At 70.4% G+C, this 20,866-nt stretch carries 16 protein-coding genes; 8 read left to right on the top strand and 8 right to left on the bottom strand.

The genetic code is table 11. The features are described 5' to 3' along the window. Window positions 1-3 precede the first annotated feature (3 nt). Together AB5J55_RS04150 and AB5J55_RS04145 are read left to right on the top strand one after the other, a co-directional pair. Window positions 4-789 carry a glutamate racemase gene (locus tag AB5J55_RS04150; protein ID WP_369269339.1) on the top strand — a complete coding sequence of 262 codons (786 nt, stop codon included), beginning with the start codon at window positions 4-6 and terminating at the stop codon, window positions 787-789. A 105-nt stretch (window positions 790-894) separates the two neighbouring features. After that, window positions 895-1,437: a hypothetical protein gene (locus tag AB5J55_RS04145; RefSeq protein ID WP_365061936.1), complete on the top strand. Its 543-nt coding sequence runs from the start codon at window positions 895-897 to the stop codon at window positions 1,435-1,437. Window positions 1,438-1,504: 67 nt separating this feature from the next. Here the strand turns inward: AB5J55_RS04145 and AB5J55_RS04140 are convergent, their stop codons facing one another. Further along, window positions 1,505-2,572, bottom strand: a complete 1,068-nt coding sequence (locus tag AB5J55_RS04140) for an O-antigen ligase family protein (RefSeq protein WP_369269338.1) — start codon at window positions 2,570-2,572, stop codon at window positions 1,505-1,507. 321 nt (window positions 2,573-2,893) lie between these two features. Here AB5J55_RS04140 and lnt point away from each other — a divergent pair, with 321 nt between their 5' ends. From lnt to AB5J55_RS04120, 4 genes are all read left to right on the top strand, one after another. Continuing rightward, window positions 2,894-4,507, top strand: a complete 1,614-nt coding sequence (lnt, locus tag AB5J55_RS04135) for an apolipoprotein N-acyltransferase (RefSeq protein WP_369269337.1) — start codon at window positions 2,894-2,896, stop codon at window positions 4,505-4,507. Window positions 4,508-4,576: 69 nt separating this feature from the next. After that, the gene (locus tag AB5J55_RS04130; protein ID WP_369269336.1) at window positions 4,577-5,056 is read left to right on the top strand and encodes an NUDIX domain-containing protein; all 480 of its coding nucleotides are present in this window, start codon (window positions 4,577-4,579) and stop codon (window positions 5,054-5,056) included. A gap of 54 nt (window positions 5,057-5,110) precedes the next feature. After that, window positions 5,111-5,920: a 3-hydroxybutyrate dehydrogenase gene (locus AB5J55_RS04125; RefSeq protein WP_369269335.1), complete on the top strand. Its 810-nt coding sequence runs from the start codon at window positions 5,111-5,113 to the stop codon at window positions 5,918-5,920. A gap of 153 nt (window positions 5,921-6,073) precedes the next feature. Further along, window positions 6,074-8,062, top strand: coding sequence for a helix-turn-helix domain-containing protein (locus AB5J55_RS04120; RefSeq protein WP_369269334.1), 1,989 nt, complete (start codon window positions 6,074-6,076; stop codon window positions 8,060-8,062). A gap of 56 nt (window positions 8,063-8,118) precedes the next feature. Here the strand turns inward: AB5J55_RS04120 and AB5J55_RS04115 are convergent, their stop codons facing one another. Beyond that, window positions 8,119-9,504 (bottom strand): MFS transporter, encoded by a 1,386-nt coding sequence (locus AB5J55_RS04115; protein WP_369269333.1) that lies wholly within the window; start codon window positions 9,502-9,504, stop codon window positions 8,119-8,121. A 278-nt stretch (window positions 9,505-9,782) separates the two neighbouring features. After that, window positions 9,783-10,631 (bottom strand): DUF4394 domain-containing protein, encoded by an 849-nt coding sequence (locus tag AB5J55_RS04110; protein ID WP_369276084.1) that lies wholly within the window; start codon window positions 10,629-10,631, stop codon window positions 9,783-9,785. A 359-nt stretch (window positions 10,632-10,990) separates the two neighbouring features. Here AB5J55_RS04110 and AB5J55_RS04105 point away from each other — a divergent pair, with 359 nt between their 5' ends. Beyond that, window positions 10,991-12,235 carry a PucR family transcriptional regulator gene (locus AB5J55_RS04105; RefSeq protein WP_369269332.1) on the top strand — a complete coding sequence of 415 codons (1,245 nt, stop codon included), beginning with the start codon at window positions 10,991-10,993 and terminating at the stop codon, window positions 12,233-12,235. 127 nt (window positions 12,236-12,362) lie between these two features. Here the strand turns inward: AB5J55_RS04105 and AB5J55_RS04100 are convergent, their stop codons facing one another. After that, window positions 12,363-15,104, bottom strand: a complete 2,742-nt coding sequence (locus AB5J55_RS04100; protein WP_369269331.1) for a SpoIIE family protein phosphatase — start codon at window positions 15,102-15,104, stop codon at window positions 12,363-12,365. A 266-nt stretch (window positions 15,105-15,370) separates the two neighbouring features. On the opposite strand from AB5J55_RS04100, the gene AB5J55_RS04095 reads away from it, so the two are divergent. Then, the gene (locus AB5J55_RS04095; protein WP_369269330.1) at window positions 15,371-16,426 is read left to right on the top strand and encodes a PP2C family protein-serine/threonine phosphatase; all 1,056 of its coding nucleotides are present in this window, start codon (window positions 15,371-15,373) and stop codon (window positions 16,424-16,426) included. 99 nt (window positions 16,427-16,525) lie between these two features. On the opposite strand, the gene AB5J55_RS04090 is transcribed toward AB5J55_RS04095, so the two are convergent. From AB5J55_RS04090 to AB5J55_RS04075, 4 genes are all read right to left on the bottom strand, one after another. Beyond that, window positions 16,526-17,281: a DUF6338 family protein gene (locus AB5J55_RS04090; protein ID WP_369269329.1), complete on the bottom strand. Its 756-nt coding sequence runs from the start codon at window positions 17,279-17,281 to the stop codon at window positions 16,526-16,528. Beyond that, window positions 17,271-17,492 carry a hypothetical protein gene (locus AB5J55_RS04085; protein ID WP_369269328.1) on the bottom strand — a complete coding sequence of 74 codons (222 nt, stop codon included), beginning with the start codon at window positions 17,490-17,492 and terminating at the stop codon, window positions 17,271-17,273. The genes AB5J55_RS04090 and AB5J55_RS04085 overlap by 11 nt, the downstream gene beginning before the upstream one ends. A gap of 55 nt (window positions 17,493-17,547) precedes the next feature. Next, the gene (locus AB5J55_RS04080) at window positions 17,548-20,127 is read right to left on the bottom strand and encodes a CHAT domain-containing protein (RefSeq protein ID WP_369269327.1); all 2,580 of its coding nucleotides are present in this window, start codon (window positions 20,125-20,127) and stop codon (window positions 17,548-17,550) included. A gap of 125 nt (window positions 20,128-20,252) precedes the next feature. After that, window positions 20,253-20,627, bottom strand: coding sequence for a hypothetical protein (locus AB5J55_RS04075; protein WP_369269326.1), 375 nt, complete (start codon window positions 20,625-20,627; stop codon window positions 20,253-20,255). Window positions 20,628-20,866: the final 239 nt, after the last annotated feature.

Below are 20,866 nucleotides of genomic sequence, written 5' to 3'. Positions count from 1 at the left end.
CGGGTGAAGATCGCGCTGATGGACTCCGGAATCGGCTTGCTCGCGGCCACCGCCGCAGTACGGCGTCTGCGACCCGACGCAGATCTCGTGCTCTCACTCGACCCGGACGGCATGCCCTGGGGACCCAGGACTCCCGACGATCTCACCCAGCGTGCCGTGGCCGTCGCCGACGCCGCCGCCGCGCACCGGCCCGACGCGCTGATCATCGGCTGCAACACCGCGTCCGTGCACGCGCTGCCCACCCTGCGCGCCCGCCTCGAACCAGCGATTCCGGTCATCGGTACGGTCCCGGCGATCAAGCCGGCCGCGGCCGGCGGCGGCCCCGTCGCGATCTGGGCCACACCCGCCACCACCGGCAGCCCCTACCAGCGCGGGCTCATCAAGGACTTCGCCGACGGCGTCACCGTCACCGAAGTGCCGTGCTTCGGGCTCGCCGAGGCGGTCGAGCACGCGGACCAGACGGCGATCGACACCGCCGTCGCCGCGGCCGCCGCGCTGACCCCCGAGGACGTGACGACCGTCGTCCTGGGCTGCACGCACTACGAGCTCGTCTCCGACCGCATCCGCGCCGCCGTCCAGCGCCCCGGCTTTCCGCCGCTCGTCCTGCACGGCTCCGCCGGAGCGGTCGCCGCGCAGGCGTTGCGCCGACTGGGCGAACAGCCCGCCCCCACGGCTGAAGGGAACGGCACCCTGACGGTGCTGCTGAGCGGCCGTGAGGGAACGCTCCCCGAGCCCGCTCTCGCCTACGACGAAGGCCGTCTCCTGCAGGCGATCAGCCCCGCCCGGTAACCGACGGTCACCAAGCGGACGCCCACGGTCCGTCCTGGCCCGGTCGGCGCAATCACCCTCTGCAGCGTGGTACCAGCAGAGCGAAACCTGAGTAACCTCATAGGCATGAGGGACCACCCCCACGGCAGGAAGCCGCACCCCGATGTCTGGACCGGGCGGGCGACCAACCGGGTCCAATGGCTGCTGGCGCTCGTCGGCGGCGCTTGCATGGCGCTCGGGATCGAGCTGGCCATCGACTCGCCGTGGACGGACGGCATCCTCCCGCTCGTCATGGCCGTCGTGGGCTGCATCGCGGCCGGACTGCTGGTCCTCTTCGGCACTCTGGCGTTCGTGCACGTCGCCCTGAGGGTCGACCAGGAGTGCCTCGAGGTGCGCTGCGGCCACATCGGTGTGCCGCGCCGCCGAATCCCCCTGTCCGAGGTGGTGGGCGCCGACTTCGTCCCGCACGTCACGCCGCGCCACTGGGGCGGCTGGGGCTACCGGTGGCGGCCCGAGAAGGGCACCGCGGTCGTCGTACGGCGTGGTGAGGGCCTGGTGCTGCAGTTGTGGGACGGGCACACGTTCACGGTCACCGTGGACGACGCGGAGGCAGCCGTGCGGGTCATCAGGGACCGGCTGCGGACCCGGACGGCCGACACGGCGCTCTGAGAACCTCCCCGTGAGCGGGTCCTTTGGCGGCCCTGTGTGTCGGTGGACCCCTGTATCCCACCCCGAGTCATGACGTCGGCCGCTCGCCACGCGCGTGTGCGTCCAGCTCGCGCGGCGACGACACGACGGTGATCGGACGTGCCGTGGCCAGTCCGGCCAGCAGGCCGGCGCCCACCGACACGGTGGTGAAGCTGAGCGCATTGCCGACCGCGGCGATCGCCGCCAGTGCCGTCAGGGCCGCGCCCGCGGTGAGCGCGACCGGGGTGGGGCGCGCGGTGCGCCACAGCGCGAACAGCATCCAGCAGAACGCCGCTGCCAGCAGCAGCACGCCGATGACTCCCTGCTCCGCCGCCTGCTGCAACAGCGCCGAGTGCGGTTTGCCGTCGGACGACAGCGTCTCGCTCGCTGTCGTACTGAGCTCCCCGAAGCGCCCTGGGCCCGCACCCAGGGCCGGTTCTCGGCCCGCCAGGTGCGCGGCTTCGTGCCACAGCTCGATCCGGTGCCGGGTGAGCTGACCCTCCAGCCAGGCGGAGAGTCCGCCCGGCGCCGCCTTGCTCGCGACCGTCCATGTCAGGCCGGCGACCGTCGTCGCGCCCAGGGCCAGCCCGGCGATGCCCACGCCGCGATGGCGGAGGTGGCCGGCGGCGAGCGAGCACAGCACCACGGCGGAACAGGCGACGAAGCCGGTGGTCGAGCCCAGCACCGCCGCGATCACCGCGATTCCGACGGCCAACGCGCGCAGGCCGAGTCGAAGGGCCGGTGCCGAGGCGCTCCAGGCGGCGCAGCACGCGGCGCCGGCGGAGAGAGTCAGTACGGCTGCGGTGGCCCCGGCGTGGCCCAGCGGGACGTCGATCCGGGGCCCGGGGGTGAGGTGCGGAACGGCCAGGGTCAGGCTCACTCCGGCCAGTGCTCCGGCGCAGGGCGCGGCGACGGGCAGGAGCGCTCCGCTGATCCGGCCCGCGGCATAACCGGCGGACACCGCGAGGATCGCGAGCAGGACACCTTCGGGGCGGCCGTCGTGCAGGGCAGCCGAGATCAGCGACCAGGCGGCGCAGGCCCCCAGGACCACTACGCCCGTCGCATCAGAAACGTTTCGTCTGTCGTCGTCCTCATCCGGACCTGCCGCAGACGTCATCCCCGTGACATCCACCCCGCCCCCCGAACCCGGTCCCCCGACCTGTGACGGGCCCCGGCCGCCCGGACCTGACCGGCCGGTACGACTGAGGCTCCGGCATACCGTAACGGGTGATGGCCGATTTGTGGACGTGTCGTGCAGGAACGATGCGTCACACGAAAGACCGGGGGATCGGGGGATGCACCGTGCAAGTCGCTCCGGGGCGGACGGACCGGACCGCGTGCGTGGGCCGGGGGACCCTGCGCCCACACGTGTGCGCGAGCCCTCGCCGGCATCGGACCGCGCTGTCGGAGCCAAGGTCGGCCGCCGTACACTCCCGGAGTGACCGTCACCGCAACTTCCGTGGGCGAGTCGGACCAGTTGGAGCCGCAGATCGCGACCGCCTCGCGCGCGGCACGGCTGGCGCGCCGCCTGGTTCCCGCCCTCGCCGCGGCGCTCTCCGGAGTGCTGCTCTACGTCAGCTTCCCGCCCCGCACCCTGTGGTGGCTGGCCCTGCCGGCCTTCGCCGTCTTCGGCTGGGTGCTGCGCGGCCGAAGCTGGAAGGCAGCCTTCGGCCTCGGCTATCTCTTCGGCCTCGGCTTCCTGCTGCCGCTGCTGGTGTGGACCGGCGTGGAGGTCGGCCCCGGCCCCTGGATCGCCCTGGTCGTGATCGAGGCGATCTTCGTCGCGCTGGTGGGCGTGGGCGTCGCCGCGGTGTCGAAGCTGCCGGGCTGGCCGCTGTGGGCGGCGGCGCTGTGGATCGCCGGAGAAGCGGCACGCGCGCGTGCGCCCTTCAACGGCTTCCCCTGGGGCAAGATCGCTTTCGGTCAGGCCGAGGGCGTCTTCCTACCGCTCGCCGCGGTGGGCGGCACACCGGTGCTCGGCTTCGCGGTCGTCCTGTGCGGATTCGGCCTGTACGAGGTCGTACGCCTGGCTGTCGAGGCGCGGCGCACACGGGCCGTACAGCGGTCCACTGCCGCGGTCGCCCTGCTGAGCGTGGCCGTACCGGTGCTGGGCGCGGTGGCCGCCCGGCCCCTGGTCAGCGACAAGGCGGAGGACGGCACCGCGACGGTCGCGGTCATCCAGGGCAATGTGCCGCGCGCCGGCCTGGACTTCAACGCCCAGCGGCGGGCCGTACTGGACTACCACGCGCGTGAGACCGAGCGCCTGGCCGCCGAGGTCAAGGCGGGCAAGGTCGCCCGGCCCGACTTCGTGCTGTGGCCCGAGAACTCCTCGGACATCGACCCGTTCGCCAACGCCGACGCCCGCGCCGTCATCGACACGGCCGCCAAGGCGATCGGCGCGCCCATCTCCGTCGGCGGTGTCGTGGAGCGGGACGGCAAGCTGCTCAACGAGCAGATCCTGTGGGACCCGGTCAAGGGACCCATCGACACGTACGACAAGCGGCAGATCCAGCCGTTCGGCGAGTACCTGCCGCTGCGCTCGCTCGTCGGGGCGATCAACGAGAACTGGACCTCCATGGTCCGCAAGGACTTCAGCCGGGGCAGCGAGCCGGGTGTGTTCACCATGGACGGCGCCAAGGTCGGCCTCGTCACCTGCTACGAGGCCGCCTTCGACTGGGCCGTGCGCTCCGAGGTCGTCGACGGCGCCCAGATGATCTCCGTGCCGAGCAACAACGCGACCTTCGACCGCAGCGAGATGACCTACCAGCAGCTCGCCATGTCCCGCGTCCGTGCGGTCGAGCACAGCCGTACCGTCACCGTGCCGGTGACCAGCGGTGTCAGCGCGATCATCATGCCGGACGGGACGATCACACAGCGGACGGGCATGTTCGTGCCCGACTCGCTGGTCCAGGAGGTGCCGCTGCGCTCCACCGAGACGCCCGCCACGCGGCTCGGCATCCTCCCGGAGATCGCGTTGCTGCTGGTCGCCGCGGGCGGTGTCGGCTGGGCGATCGGCGCCGGGATGCGCGCACGACGCGCTGGTGACGTCTAGCGGTACACCGTTCGCACGCCCCCGGAACCCGCCCGGGGGCGCCGCCCTCGGCCCGTTAGGGTCGGGGCCATGGCTACTCCTGACTTCATTCGTACGATCCGCGCCTCCGCCGGCCATCAGCTGCTGTGGCTTCCGGGCGTCAGCGCCGTCGTCTTCGACGACCGGGGACGGGTCCTGCTGGGGCAGCGCGCCGACAACGGCAAGTGGACGGTGATCAACGGCATCCCGGACCCGGGCGAGCAGCCCGCCGCTGCCGCCGTGCGGGAGGTGTACGAGGAGACGGGTGTCCGATGCGTCGCCGAGCGGGTCGTGCTCATCAGGTCCGGGGGTGAGGTCACCTATCCCAACGGTGACATGTGCCAGTTCATGGACGTCACCTTCCGGTGCCGGGCCGTCGGTGGCGAGGCGTGCGTGAACGACGACGAGTCCCTGGAGGTGGGCTGGTTCGAGGTGGACGCGTTGCCCGCGATGGACGAACGTCAGCTGTTCCGGATCAAGCAGGCGCAGTGCGATGAACCCACGTGGTTCGAGCCTATGACATCGCACTGAAGTATGGGCCGTGGCCATATGTGGTCAGGCGAGGGCGCTGCCTAGGGTCGAGCCATGACCCCGCCCCGCACTCTTCCTGCTCAAGGCTCGCCGTCGCCTTCTCCGCTCGACCTCGGCGGCCGCACCGCCCTCGTCACCGGCGCCGCGGGCGGCATCGGCGGCGCCTGCGCGCTACGGCTCGCGGGTGCGGGAGCCAAGGTGAGAGCGGTCGACCGGGACGCCGCGGGGCTGGAGGAGCTCGCGGAGCGGAGCCGCGGGCTCGCGGGCGCCGTCGAGCCGCACGTCCTGGACCTCACCGACCTGGACGCCGCCGAACTCGCCGCCGCCGGCACCGACATCCTCGTCAACAACGCAGGGTTGCAACTCGTACGCCCCATCGAGGAGTTCCCGCCGGACGTCTTCCACACGGTGCTCACCGTGATGCTGGAGGCACCGTTCCGGCTCATCCGTGGCGCCCTGCCCCATATGTACGGACAGGGCTGGGGCCGCATCGTCAATGTGTCCTCCGTCCATGGGCTGCGCGCCTCGGCCTTCAAGTCGGCCTATGTGGCGGCGAAGCATGGGCTGGAGGGGCTCTCCAAGACCGCCGCCCTGGAGGGCGCGCCCCACGGCGTCACCTCCAACTGTGTGAACCCCGCCTATGTGCGCACCCCACTGGTCGAGAAGCAGCTCGCCGACCAGGCCCAGGCGCACGGCGTTCCGGAGGAGCGGGTGCTGACCGAGGTGCTGCTGCAGGACAGCGCGGTCAAGCGGCTCATCGAACCGGAGGAGGTCGCCGAGGCCGTGGCGTACCTGTGCAGCCCGTCGGCGTCCTTCGTGACCGGGACCTCACTCGTGCTGGACGGTGGCTGGACAGCGCACTGATCGGGCGGGCTGACCGGACGCGCTGATCGGCCGTCCTGGTCGGGCGTACCGGTCGGCGGTCCTGGTCGGTCGTGCCGGTCGGCCGGTGCCGGTGGAGTTTCGAGTTATCCACAGGGCTGACGAGGTGGCGGTGCGATGAGTAATCCTGTCGGCATGTCTCGCGATCACGTGCAGCCCGCCGAGCGTTCCGCCGCCGATGCCGGAGCGCGCTTGAGCAGCGCCGATGCGGCCCTGAGCAGCGCCGGGGCAGCCCCGAGCAGCGCCGAGGCGCCGTTCCTCGAGCTGCTGGCCCGGGGCGCGTCCGCCGACGCCTACGAGCAGCCGGTGCTGCTCGCCCGCGCCGAGGGCGGAGCCGCCGAGCGGATCGTCGCGCTCGAACAGGCCAAGCTGCTCGCGCTGCGTGTGCGCTCCGAGCTGGAAGGGCGGCGCAGGCGCGAGGCGGAACTGTCGGCCCTCTTCGAGACGGCCCACGACCTGGCCGGGCTCCGGGACCTGGACGCCGTACTGCAGGCGATCGTGCAGCGTGCCCGGTCGCTGCTCGGCACGGACGTCGCCTACCTCAGCCTGAACGACCCGGCCAGGGGCGACACCTATATGCGGGTGACCGAGGGCTCGGTCGCCGCCCGCTTCCAGCAACTGCGGCTCGGCATGGGGGAGGGCCTCGGCGGCCTGGTCGCGCAGACCGCCCGCCCTTATGTCACCGACGACTACTTCAAGGACGAGCGCTTCCAGCACACCCTCGCCATCGACTCCGGCGTGCGGGACGAGGGGCTGGTCGCCATTCTCGGGGTGCCGCTCATGCTGGGGCACCATGTGATCGGCGTCCTCTTCGCGGCGGACCGGCGCGCCCGGGTCTTCGAACGGGAGCAGATCGCGCTGCTCGGCTCCTTCGCCGCCCTCGCAGCGGCGGCCATCGACACCGCGAACCTGCTCACCGAGACCCGGTCGGCCCTCGCCGACCTGGAGCGGGCCAACGAGATCATCCGTGATCGCAGCGGAGTCATCGAACGTGCCTCGGACGTGCACGACCGGCTCGCCGAGCTCGTGCTGCGCGGCGGCGGCGTGCACGACGTGTCCGCCGCCGTGTCCGAAGTCCTCGACGGCACGGTCGAGTTCAAGGAGGCCACCGCCGTTCCAGCCGGGGCCCTGGAGATCTCCCGCGTGGAAGGCCACGCGGTACGGCACGAAGACGACTGGATCGCAGCCGTGGCCGCGGGCGGCGAACTGCTCGGCGCACTGGTCCTGCGAGGCCACCCCGGCCTCGACCCCGTCGACCAGCGCACTCTGGAACGGGCCGGGATGGTCACCTCGCTCCTGCTGCTCGCCCGGCGCTCCGCCGCCGAGGCCGAACAACGCGTTCGGGGCGAGCTGTTGGACGACCTGCTCGACGCCCGCGACCGCGACCCTCGTCTGCTGCGCGAGCGCGCGGCGCGGCTGGCCGCCGACCTCGACGCCACCCACGTCGTCCTCGCCGCCCGCCTCGAAGCCACCTCGGCCGACGCCGACCAGGAGGCCGCAGCCCGCAGACGCCTGTGGTCCGCCGCATCCCACCTCGCCGCCACCCGGCACGGTCTGGCCGCCGCCCGCGACGGCGGCACGGTCCTGCTGCTCCCCCTCGAAGCGTCGGACACGGCGACCGACCTGGCCCGCCGCGCCGCCCGCCATCTCGGCACGGCGGTTCACGAGGCGGTCACGGTCGGTGCCTCCGCCCCGGTCGAGAACCTGGCCGCCCACCCGGAGGCCGTGGCCGCCGCCTACGAGGAAGGCCGGCGCTGCCTCGACGCCCTGCGGCTGCTCGGCCGCTCCGGGGACGGGGCCGCCGCCGAGGACTTCGGATTCGTGGGACTGCTGCTTGCCGGCGACCGTGACATCGCGGGCTTCGTGGACCGCACGATCGGCAAGGTCGTCTCCTACGACGACCGGCGCGGCACCGATCTGCTGCGCACCCTCGACGCGTACTTCGCCTGCGGGATGAGCCCGGCCCGCACCAAGGACGAACTGCACGTCCACGTGAACACGGTCGCTCAGCGCCTTGAACGCGTCGGCCGCCTTCTCGGCGACGACTGGCAGAGCCCCGCCCGTGCCCTGGAGATACAACTGGCCCTGCGGCTGCACCGGTTGTCCACTCCGGCGCAGCGCTGACCCCCGCACGCGCTGGGCGTACGGGGGCCGGTTCTCGGACCGAGGTGCGTGGTGCTTCAGACGGTGTGCGCGTCCGCCGGCCGGGCCGTCACAGGCTCCGCGTCGTCCGCGGGCTCGATGTCGGCCAGGTCGCGGTGGCGGGTCTCCTTGGCCAGGCCGACCGCGATCACCGTGAGGACGGCCGCGGCGATGACGTACAGGGCGATCGGGGTGGAGTTGCCGTAGTCGGCCAGCAGGGCGGTGGCGATCAGCGGTGCGGGGGCGCCCGCCGCGACCGAGGCGAACTGCGCGCCGATCGAGGCACCCGAGTAGCGCATCCGGGTCGCGAACATCTCGGAGAAGAAGGCGGCCTGGGGTGCGTACATGGCACCGTGCAGGACCAGTCCCACGGTCACGGCGAGGATCAGGTTGCCGAAGCCGCCGGTGTCGATGAGCGAGAAGAACGGGAACATCCACAGCCCGACGCCGACCGCGCCCAGCAGGTAGACGGGACGGCGGCCGATCCGGTCCGACAGCGCACCCCAGGCCGGAATGACGGCGAAGTGCACGGCGGAGGCGATCAGTACGGCATTGAGGGCGGTCTGCTTGGAGACGCCGGCCGAGGTGGTGGCGTAGACGAGGATGAAGGCGGTGATGACGTAGTAGCTGATGTTCTCCGCCATACGCGCGCCCATCGCCACCAGCACATCACGCCAGTGGTGCCGCAGTACGGAGACCAGCGGCAGTTTCTCGGCCGTGGAGGCATGCGCGACCTTGCGTGCTTCCGCCTGGGCCAACGCCTGCTTGAAGACAGGCGATTCATCGACAGACAGACGCATCCACAAACCGACGATCACCAGTACACCCGAGAGCAGGAAGGGGATCCGCCAGCCCCAGCTGACGAACGCGCTGTCCGACAGCACGGCCGTCAGCAGCGACAGCACGCCGGTCGCCAGCAACTGGCCCGCGGGCGCGCCGGTCTGCGGCCACGAGGCCCAGAAGCCACGCCGCCGTGCGTCGCCGTGCTCGGACACCAGCAGCACGGCCCCGCCCCACTCACCACCGAGCGCGAAGCCCTGCACCAGGCGCAGCACGGTCAGCAGCACGGGCGCCGCGGTGCCGATGGTCGCGTGCGTCGGCAGCAGCCCGATCGCGAAGGTCGCCGCACCCATCAGCAGCAGACTCAACACCAGCAGCTTCTTGCGGCCGAGCCGGTCACCGTAGTGCCCGAACACCAGCGCACCCAGCGGACGCGCGGCGAATCCGACGGCGTACGTCAAGAACGACAGCAGGGTGCCGACGAGCGGATCGGAGTCCGGGAAGAACAGCTTGTTGAAGACGAGGGCGGCGGCGGAGCCGTAGAGGAAGAAGTCGTACCACTCGATGGTGGTGCCGATGAGGCTGGCGGCGACGATGCGCTTGAGATTCCCGGGTGGTGGGGGAGCGGTTGCTGTGGAGGCCATGTGCGCCACTTCCTCGTGTGCGGTGGGGACGGGTGTGTGTTCGCACACCGTAGGAACGTGCAGGTCAAGGGCACATGTGGTGGGACTACATAGTTCGGGGGCGGGGTGTGCGTGTTGCCCCTATGTCAGTGAGGGGGCACCGCCCTGGAGGTTTCGTCGGTGGCGGAACGATGCGTCTGTGTTGGGCGATTCGGGTTGATAGAGCCGTCGACGGTGGCCCCGGATCGCCGCGGTCCAGCGTGGCCGGGCCGCGGCGAGGGCGGTCCGAGGGCCGGGGATCAGGATCCGGTGAGGGAGATGGCCAGGTCCGTGATGTTCAGCGGGAACTGGCCGATGGAGGTGGCCTGACCGGTGAAGACGTTGATGCTGTACAGCGAGGGGGTGCCGGCGCCGTACGGGGTGAGGGAGGCGAAGGCGGCGTTGTCGACCGTCTTTCCGCCGGACAGGGTGCTGTAGATGTCCATACCGGCGTTGATCCCGGCGTCGATGCCGAGGCTGCCGGTCGGCGCGAGCGTGCCGTTGTTCGCCGGGGACTGCAGGACGACCTGGTCGGTGGTCGTGTTGATGTCGACGAGCGTGGTCGCGGTGGCCGCGTTGAGGTCGTTGTTCGTGTAGGCGGCGGCCGAGACGCCCTTGGTCGTGCCCTCGATCGGCGGGGTGGTGAGGTTCAGGTCCTGGATGGTGCTGTGGTCGTTGAGGTTGTGCCGCAGGTTCTGGCCGTTGTCACTGATCACGCGCAGGCGGTCGGCCGTCGGGTTGAAGTCGACGCCGAAGTTCGCGCCGTGCAGCGCGTACTGGAGCTGGGACACCTTGGTGACCACGACGTCCGCGGTGGTCGGCGGGGTCTTGATCGTGTAGATGCCGCCCTTGTTGCCGACGCCGTACATCAGGCCGTCCTGCACCCGGAAGTCGATCCCGATCAGGCCAGTGTCGCCGCTGAGACCGGTGACGACCCTGACCCAGTCGAGGACCTGCGGCCGGTCGGTCGTGAACGTGGCCATCAGGGTGCCGTCGCCGCTGATCCCGAAGGCGCGCAGGCTGGGTGCGGCGGCGGGGGCGGCCGAGCCGGTGCCGGGTGTCCCGAGCATGAGGCCCGTCGACGTGACCATGACCGCGACCGCCGCCATGAATCTCTTTCTGGTGCTTGTTTTCATCGGAGTCTTCCTCCCGTTTGGGTGGGCGCCATTCGAGGCGTCTGGATGTGAATTCCCCTGCTCCTGCCCGCACTGATTACCGCAGTCAAGCCGGAGTTGCGCCGGAGTGATTCCGGTGGCGTTCTTCCGGCGGGCGGGCAGGCGGTTCTCATTAAGGCCGTTTCACAGTTCCTCCACAAGCAGAAGGGTTGACGAAAACGCCCCGATCCGGGAACTTTGCGCACTGTGACAAAGACCCCGTCGATACACTTGCCACCGTTTTGCGCGAAGTGATGAACGCCGTCCGGATCTCCTCTGTCGGCCCGCTTGTTCTCAATGACATGCTCGCGTTCATGGGGAGCCTCTTCGCCGAGCTGGCCCGGCAGGCGTCGACCAACGCCCGCCGTGAGGTCGAGACATACGCACGTGAGATCCCGGAGTTCGGGTTCCTGGACAAGAACCGCCGGGCGCGAGCCGAGACGCTGGAACACTCGATGTGGTTCCGGCGTCGTACTGTTGAACTTTCGCCGGTCAACGGCGAGTTGGGCGTGGACGATCTCGGCTACATCGCGTCGATGGGGGAGCTGCGGGCAGGTGCCGGGATGTCGCTCGATGCGCGGCAGCGGGTGCTGCGCGTGCACACCGCTCTCATGCTCCGCGAGATCAACGAGGCGACCGATGCCCAGCGCGGCGGCGGTGTCGACGAACTCATGCGCATGATGACCTGGTTCGCCCCGCAGGGCGAACGCGGCATCGCTGCGTACCGCCAGGGATTCGTGCGCGTGCTGCGCCGCCGAATTCCGTATACCGAGCAGGTCGCCCTGCTGGCCCGATCATTGCTGAACGGAGATCAGATTTCGGCGGAACTCGCCGCGGCCGTCGACATGGAACTCCCGGATCGATGCGCGGTGACGGTGTTCCGGCTTCCGGACCGGCCCACCATCGATCGTTTCCTGGAAAACGAGATCGGGGCGCTGGTGAAAAGCCACCGGGCGCCGGTGATGTGGGGACCGGAGGGCGGCGACGGGAGCGGTGAGCTGATCGCCCTGGTTCCCCTGTTCGTCGGCGCCGCTGCGGCGGAAAATGCACCGCCGTACGTCGTTCCCGACCTCTTACCCGACCTCACCCCCGACCACCTGCCGGATCTCGTAGGGGACTTCGCCCGTGCCCTCGGCTGCCCATGCGCCGTGGGCACGGCCACCGCACCGTTGCCGGAACTGGCCGAAGCCCTCGTCCGTGCCCGGCGGATCAGCCGGACAGCCCCACTGCGCCGGGCGTCCGCCGGGCTGCGGCCGCACACCCTGGCAGATGTCTTCGTCGAACTCGCCGTCGCGGACGTGCCCTTCGTCGACGACTGGCTTCGCACCGTGGCCCGCAGCCTGGAGGCCGGCCCCGACCTCCTCACCACCCTCGACGCGTACTACCGCCACGACATGCACCGCGGTGCCACGGCGACCGCGCTCAACGTCCACACCCGCACCCTGGACTACCGCCTGCGCCGGGTCCGTGAGCTGACGGGCATCGACCCTGGATCGACACGGGGCGTGCGCACACTCACTGCCGTCGTCACCCGGCGCCTGTCGGGAGCGTGGCGCTGAACGCGTCAGGCGCGCCGGACGGAGTGCAGCCCACGGGTCTCGGCCCGCTGTGCACCGGGGCCCGCGCAACGACCTGATCTGCAACCAGGCCGAATCCTGCTGATCGCCGCCGCGTTCACGTCGTGCTTCACGGGTCGGCCGCCTCTTCGTCCAGGGGCGTGTCCGCGTCGGCCGGACTCGGGGCGGGCTGCCGCATGGCCTCGGGCAGTGCTTGTTCGGCCCAGATCACCTTGCCCTGCGGGGTGTACCGGGTGCCCCAGCGTTCGGTCATCTGCGAGACCAGGAACAGGCCCCGGCCTCCCTCATCGGTCGTCGCGGCGTAGCGCAGATGCGGGGAGGTGCTGCTGCCGTCGGCGACCTCGCAGATCAGCGTGCGGTCGCGGATCAGCCGCACATGGATCGGTCCGGCGCCGTAGCGGATGGCGTTGGTGATCAGCTCGCTCAAGACGAGTTCCATGGTGAAGCCGAACTCTGACAGGCCCCACGCTTCGAGCCTCTGGGAAACAGCGTCGCGCATACCGGCGACGGCGGCCGGGTCCGGTGGTACGTCCCAGTCGGCGATCCGATCGGGCGGCAGTTCCCGCGTGCGGGCGACGAGCAGGGCGACGTCGTCCTTGGGGCGCCCGGGGAGCAGGTTGTCCAGCACGTCCCGGCAGGTCTCCTCGGGCGATCGGCCGGGGTGGCCCGTCAGCGCATCGCGCAGCAGTTCCATTCCCACGTCCAGGTCGCGCCTGCGGTCCTCGATGAGGCCGTCCGTGTACAGGACGAGCTGGGTTCCCTCCGCGAGGCACAGCTCCGCGGTCTGGAACGGCATGCCGCCGAGGCCCAGGGGCGGACCGGCCGGCACGTCCGGGAAGTCGGCTGTTCCGTCAGGGTGGACCAGCGCGGGCACCAGATGCCCCGCACGCGCCATGACGTAGCGACGCGTCACGGGGTCGTAGATCCCGTACAGGCAGGTGGCACCCACGACGCCCGCCGCACTCTCTGCCGTCTCGTTCTGGTCGATGCTCCCGACCAGGTCGTCCAGATGGCTCAGGAGCTCGTCGGGTGGCAGATCGAGCGCGGAGAAGTTGTGGACCGCGGTCCGCAGCCTGCCCATCGTGGCGGCGGCGTGCAGACCGTGGCCGACCACATCGCCGACGGCCAGTGCCACCCGGCTCCCCGGCATGGGGATCACGTCGAACCAGTCTCCGCCCACGCCCGACTGGGCGGGGAGGTAGCGGTAGGCGATGTCGAGGGCGTTCTGCTCGGGCATCGCCTGTGGCAGCAGGCTGCGCTGGAGGGTGACGGCCAAGGCGTGCTCGCGGGTGTACCGGCGGGCGTTGTCGATGCTTATCGCGGCGCGGGCCACCAGCTCCTCCGCCAGCGACAGGTCCTCCTCGTTGAAGGGCTCATGCTGCTGCCCGCGCCAGAAGCTGGCCATGCCCAGCACGACGCCACGGGCCTGGATGGGGGCGGTGATGAGGGAATGGATGCCGTAGTCGATGATCGCCTGGGCGCGCTCCGGGTCCTGCACACGCCAGCCCGTGGCGGTCGGCAGATCGCTCACCAACTGGGAGTGGCCGCTGCCGTAGCCGCGTGCCTGGGGAGTGGACGGAAGGTAGTCGAAGAGCCGTCCCTGTTCGGAGAGCGGATGGTCGTCCCGGATGCCGCACACGGCCGCGCGTCGCATGTCCGTCCCCGTGGGGGCCGGCTCGTCGCCGTGCAGGACGGTGTCGGCGAGGTCCACGGTGACGAAGTCCGCAAAGCGAGGAACGGGGACCCGCGCCAATTCGTCGGCGGTGCGCAGCACGTCCAGGGTGGTACCGATGTGGAGTCCGGCGTCGTACAGCAGTCTGAGCCGCTCCCGTGCCACCTCTGCCCTGCCGGTCACTGCCTGCAACTCGGTGGAGTCGCGCAGCGTCACCACCGTTCCCCTTGGGCCTCCCTTGCGATCCGTGGGCCGCTGGTTGACCGCGAGCAGCCGCTCGCCCGCGAGGTGCACCTCGTCGGTGGCCTCACGCCCGGAGGCAAGCAGTGCCTTGGTCTCGGGATCGAGGCCAGGCAGTCCCGAGACGAGCCGTCCCTCCACGTCCGGAGGCAGCTCCAGCAGTCGTCTGGCCTCATCGTTCGCCAGCATCAGCCGCCCGTCGGCGGCCACGATCAGGACCCCTTCCCGGACGGAGTGGAGCACCGTGTCGTGGTGCTCGTACATCAGGGTCATTTCGTCCGGGGCCAGGCTGTGTGTCTGCCGTCGCAGCCGCCTGCCCACCAGTGCCGTCACACCGGTGGACAACGCGAGCGCTCCGGCCCCGGCGCCCAGGATGATCGGTAGTTGCCGGGTCAACTGACTTTCGACGTTCTTGACCTTCATCCCTGCCGAGACGAGGGCCACCACCCTGTTGTCGGCGTTCTCGACCGGGACCGTGGCCTGCACTTCGCGACCGAGCGGGCCGTCGACGCTCTCCACATAGACCTTCCCCGCCAGCGACGGCCCGATCTCGCCGACGAACCGCTTTCCGATTCGGTCCGGCAAGGGATGCGTGTACCGGATGCCCTCGGTGTCCATGATCACGATGAAGTCAACCCCGGCGGCCCGACGCGCCGCCTCGGTGAGCGGCTGAAGGATCTTGCTCGGATCCGGGGTCTGCAATGCCGCCAGGACACCTGGTGCGTGCGCGAAGGTCTGCGCCACGGCCGTGGAGCGGCGCCTGGCCTCGGCGTTGCTGTCCCGCTCCGACTGCAGGATGAGGGCGAAAACGCCGCACGCCACGAGCAGCACCACGAGAGCCACCTGGAAGATCAACACCTGCCCGGCCACGCTCCGCGTGCTCTTGCCGATCAGGCGCTTGACCGATAGGTGTTGAAAATGGGCGAAACGGTTCGCCATGCGACCTTTTTAACACTGGTGATCCCGAGCGGCCAGAGCCCGCCTGATCGTTGCCCGGCCGGCATCGGGAGCCTGCGTCATGCGTCGCACGGCCTCGACTTCTCCGGGCAGCGCCGTCCGCCGCTGCCGCCGGTGCGTGGTGCAGGTCTTCTCCGCGCCCGATGTCCGTTTAGGTCGATATGATGCATTTTGTGATCATGTCTGCACGGCGGAGGCGCCGTCGCCCCGCCTACAGCGGCCGATGGGAAGTTGTCCGGCTGTCACCCGTGGTCCTGACCGTCCTCATCGCCGGCCTGGCGTTCTCCACCCCCAGGGAGATCGCCATCAGCCGCCTTCTGCCCGCCGCACCCGCCCTTGCCGCCGCGATGTGGCCCGTGCTCCCCACGATCCTGTTGGGGGCGTTCTGCCTACTGCTCATGACAGTCCTCAGCCTCTTCTACACCGATCTGGGGACGCAGTACACGTCGGCCGCAATCGTCGCGGTCACCCTGGCGGCCGCATACGGGAGTCATGTCCGACTCCAGCGGGAGGAAGTACTCTTCCACGTCCGGCTCGTCGCCGACGCGGCCCAAAAGGTGCTGCTGCGCCCCATGCCGCGCCGCATCGAGGACATCGAGATCGAGTCGCTGTATCTGGCGGCCCAGGAACAGGCCCGGATCGGCGGCGACTTCTACGAAGCGATCGGTACGCCGCACGGGGTCCGGCTGCTCATAGGCGACGTACGGGGCAAGGGCCTGTCGGCGGTGGGGGTGGCCTCGGCGGTGATCAGCTGCTTCAGAGAGGCCGCGTACGACGAGCGCGACCTGCAGGGCATCATCCACCGTCTGGAGACCACCGTCACGCGCCACAGCGCGGTGTTTCCCACCCAGGACCAGCCCGAGCACTTCGCCACCGCTCTCCTCGCCGAGATCCCGCACGACGGCGGCCACATACGACTACTCAACTGCGGACATCCCCCGCCGTTGATCGCGCATCGCGGGAAGGTCCAGGTCCTGGAGCCCAAAACCCCCTCCCCGCCCCTCAACCTCGCGTCGCTCATCGGTGACCGCTACTGGGTCGACAGCGTCGCCTTCGGCCCCGGTGACCAGTTGCTGCTCTATACGGACGGCGTATCGGAGGCCCGGGACCGCACCGGCCAGTTCTTCCCGCTGCCGGACTGGATGCAGCGGCAGAGCCTGGAGCAGCCCCGCGAGCTGCTCGACCAGCTGCACCGGGATCTGCTCCGGCACAGCGGCGGAAGGCTCGACGACGACATCGCGGCCCTCGCGCTGAGACGCTCCGAAGCGCAGGATCGGGGAGCCGTCGGCGTGGAACGGGGATGACGGTGCTGATGCGGGCGCCTGCGGACCGCATGCGGCAGGACCGGAGTCCGGCGCTGGACGCCGGCGCGTAAATTTCCGCCTCTTGCTACTGCCCTCCGGTCAGTGCGTCGTGCCTCCCGCAGCGGGCGTGGCGCTGTTGCCCGGCGGGGACGTCGCCCCGCCGGCCGGTGGGGGCACGCTCGTGGTGCCGGGAGCCGGCTGGGCCGCGGGCTGCGGTGGGTAGCTGATGTGCACGACACGCACGAGCGCACCCGGCACGAAGACGCACACCGCCTTCGAGCGAGTGCGGGGGACGTCATCCGGCCCGGTCCAGGCGATCGGCTGCTGAAGCACGAGGTCGCGTCGGGCCGGGTCGGGGTCGGTCGATACGTAGCGCACGTAGCCTTCGACCAGCCGCCCGTCGGACAGTTCGACGGCCACGAAGGGCTTCCGTGTCCGGTCCGGGCCGGCCCGGTCGGTGAGGGCGTACACGGCCACCGTGCCGTCCCGCAGCCCCGCGCCCGTGCGCCTGGGCGACGTCCGTCCCGCGTACACCCCGGCCAGGGTACTGAGCACCATGCTCAGCGTCATGGCCACCAGCGCGGCACCGATCCACGACCAGGGGCGGTCCCGGAAGTCGGCCGGCGCCCTGTGCAGTGCGTCGACCGGTACGAGGAAGGTGACCAGCTCCCCGGCCAGCAGTGTCAGCAGCAGTCCGGCGGATGTCGCCAGCGCGCCGACGCTGAAGAGCTGGACGACCTCGATGGTCGACGACCGTGTGTCCTGTGGACGGTAGCGGCGCAGTGCCTGGTGGAACGCGAAGCCCGGCGTCATCGCGGCGAGGAGGATCACCGCGGCGACGACACTACTGGGCACGAGGCTGCCCCTGTGCTCCGGGGTCCGGAGGCTGCGCGGGCGGCGCGCTGGTCACGGCGGGCGGCAGGTCCAGGTCGGGTTCGTCGATCAGGTCCTCCACGACGAAATGCCTGTCGTCCAGGCCGAACTCGTCCTCCCAGTCCTCGCTGCCGGAACCACCGGCCCCGTCAGGCCCGGGTCCGTACGCGGGTTTGTGGTGCTCGGTCGCCATGGGGCGTGCGTCCTTCCTGTGCAGGTGCGTTGTTCACATGCGCTGTCGGTCGGCTTCAAGTCCGGTGAGGGTCTTCGAACGTCGTAGTGATGCTGACGAGCCCCGCCCACAGTCGCGGCGGCACCGGGCCGACTTCCGCGCGGTACTGCCGCTGGGCGGTGCGCAGGGCCGTCGAGGGCGGTACGCCCTCCGCGAGGAGCCGGTAGAGCACGGCCAGGATGCGGGCGGTGGGGTGGCTGTACCGGGGGTTCTTTGCCCTTCCGTCCGGCAGCGGAAAGATCCCACCGATGACCGTCTCGGCGCCGCGGCACAGGGCGACCGTAGGAATGCCGAGCGGGTCGGTGCCGCGGCGCTCGTCGAGTTCGGCGGACAGGCAGGCGTTGATGAGCAGAGTCCGCGGAAAACGCAGTGTGAGCATGCGGGCCGCCGACAGCTGAGTGCGCCGGTCCAGGCGCAGCGCATGGGCCAGTCCGGGGCTGTCGTTGCCGTGTACGGAGGCGGCGCCGACCGAGAAACCGGCGCTGTCCGGGCCGAGTACCGTCAGCAGCTCCGCGGCGGTGCGGGCATGGACGACCTCGGTGCCGTACGCGGCGTCGAGAGCGTTCCGTTCGAGGTCCAGGCCCTCGGCGTCGACGCCGGCGAGATAAGCGAATGCACGGTTCTCGACGGCGCCGGTTGCTCGTTCGTCGCCGCCCGGGGCCGCGCTCTCCGCGAGTGACAGGCTGGGCAGCATGGCCAGGACCGCACGGTCCAGTACGTAGCCCTCGGGATCGTCCGGTTCGACGCTGAGCGCGGCCCACGGCACCCGCCACAGGCGTGAGTCGGGTACGACCAGCAACTTCGGCACCGTGCCTGCGGGGACGGTGTTCCGCAGCAGGTCCATGAGGCCGGGCGGCAGCAGGAGCCGGGCGAGGGTCGCCCAGGGTGTGTTGTCGCGGGCGGTCAGATGGCGGAAGCGTGGTGTCGTCCGCCAGTCGGGAGCCTCCGCGCGGACACCCTCCGTTTCGCCGTCTGCGCTGTCCGGCACGATCTGGGCCGGCGTCGGAGGCGTCGGACCCGGGCGCAGGTCTTCGACACCGGTCACCTCGCCGAGCAGTACCCCTGCGGCGCCCTCGACCGGGTGGAGGAACGGATGCTGTATGCCGTCCGGGCCCGTCCACAGCCCGGCGATGCAGTTCGTCCGACCGTTGCCCACGAGCCGAACCTGCAGCACATGGCTGCTCCAGCGCTTCGCGTAGGCGCGCGGGTCTCCAGTCCGTCCCTCGTCGCTTGCGCTCAGCGCCCACCGAAACCGTAGGGAAACCAGCGTCTCCAGTCGTTCGTAGGCCCGTGCCACCTGTTGCTGCCCGGGGCCCGGAGACGAGACCGGCGCATGCACTTCGGCGGCCCGCGCCGCCTCTGGTGGGGTCGTGCCCTCGGCGCCGGCCAGCGTGGCCAGCAGCCCGACGATCTCGGCCATGCCTTCCTGCTCGATGTCGTCGGGTGTCCGCAGGATCAGTTCGCCGCGGAGCATGCGGCGCAACGCGGTCCGGTTGCCGAGTTCCAGTAGCAACGCAAAGGCTTCCACGGCCTGTTGGTCACCGTTCAGGTGCAGGGTGTGGGCGGTGGCGTACGCAGCGAACTCGTGCTCGCTGTAGAGGTCGACGTAGAACGTTTGCGCGTCGCGCCAGCCCCAGCCGGCGCGTAGTTCGGCGACGCCGCGCATCATGGCCAGGTAAGCGGCGAGGGCCTCCGGGTCGTTGCCGTGTGCGTGCGCGACAAGGGCGGTGGCGATCAGGTGGCGGACGCGATGGGGCAGGGCGCAGTCGTCGTGCCCCAGGACTTTTGCGGCCTCGGCTGTCAACCGAGCGGCGTCCTCGGTGCGGTTCTCCGCGAGGGCCAGGATGGCGAGCATGTCGCACGCGCTCGCGTGCTGCGGTCTGCAGCGCCACTTGGCGGCCAACTTCCGTGCGGCCGTGGCGTGTTCGACGGCGCGGGGGACGTCGTTGGCGTCGAGGGCGATGTTGGTGAGGTAGAGCTCCACGCGGACCCGGCTGAGCCGGTACATGAATCCCCCGCCGACCTCCAAAGCCTGCGTCAGGGTGCGGTGGGCGTCGTCGTTCCGGCCCATCGTCAGCTGGATCCTGCCGAGTTTCTCCAGCGCCTCGGACCAGGTGGAGCGGTTCATGCCCTGCTCGTGGTGGCGGACCGCTGCGACGGCCTCCCGTTCGGCGGTGGGCAGGTCGCCCTGCGCCACCGCGATGTCGCTGCGCAGCATGGCCACGTTCGCGGCCACCAGCGGCAGCCGCTCCGTGGCCGGGTGCGCGGCGACGGAGTCGATCAGTTCGACGGCGGCGGCGAGATCCCCGGCCTGGCCCAGTTCCATCGCCCGCCCCAGCCGATCGGTCAACGGCTTCAGGTGCACGGCCTCGCGGCGGACCTCCTTGACGCCGGCCATCGGCCCCTGTCGGCCCTGCCTCACCGCGAACACGACGAAGAGCACGACCAGGAACACGACCGGCGGGTACCACGAACCACCCATGACTGCGCGGGAGACGAGGTACGAGAACACCGCCGCACCGACGAATCCCTTCCACGAGAAGCGAGTTGGCTGCTTCTCGGTGGACGTCTCCTGTCCCCTACCAGCGTGCGTCACGACGCCCCCCGCCCCCCGGCCCCGCCCGCGGTCCGCCTGGGCGTAGGACGCTGAGCTTACGGACAGGGGGCGACGAGAGTGACGGAATCGGCAAACGTGACCAACTGGGTCCTTGAAGGCGGACGTTAGTTGTAATGCGGCCTCAGGTGGAGCGAGTTGATGGGCGACAGGTCCCGGTACTCGCCGTGTCCCGCCGCGATCGACGACGTGCAGTCGTTCGCGTTGTAGCTGAGGCACAGCTCGACAACCGCGCCGTCGTACTGGTTGTTCAATACCCAGTGGTTGCCGTACTGGTTGTTCAGGTTGTGCGCGCCATAGGTCCAGTAGATGTGGCTCGGCGACACCGCCGGGTTCTGGTTCTGCGGGTAGACGCAAACCGCGCCGTAGGGGCAACCGGCCCAGTCGGAGGCCGGCCCGGCCTCAGCGGTGCCCGTTGCGATCACGGCCGTGGTGACGGTCGCGAAGGCCAGCGCGGCGGCGCGCCTCAGCATGCTGCGCATAGGGGTTTCTCCCTCTCCTGTGGGTGTATGTCCGGCTGCCGGAAACCGTAGGGAGGGGGGCAGGCGGCTCGCATCCTGACAGATGACAGGGACCCGAGGGGTGGCGGAGTCCGTACGTTCGCGGGAGACCACCGAGACCAGGGGGACTGTCGTGATCGACAGAGTTCGCAGCATCCGAAGAACGCAAGGAACGGAGTCCGCCAGAGCGGGGTCCGGAAGAGCACGGTGGGGGGAGCGGT

Source organism: Streptomyces sp. R11 (assembly GCF_041051905.1).
Taxonomy (GTDB): Bacteria; Actinomycetota; Actinomycetes; order Streptomycetales; family Streptomycetaceae; genus Streptomyces.
This window is presented reverse-complemented; position numbering and strand designations above follow the sequence as displayed.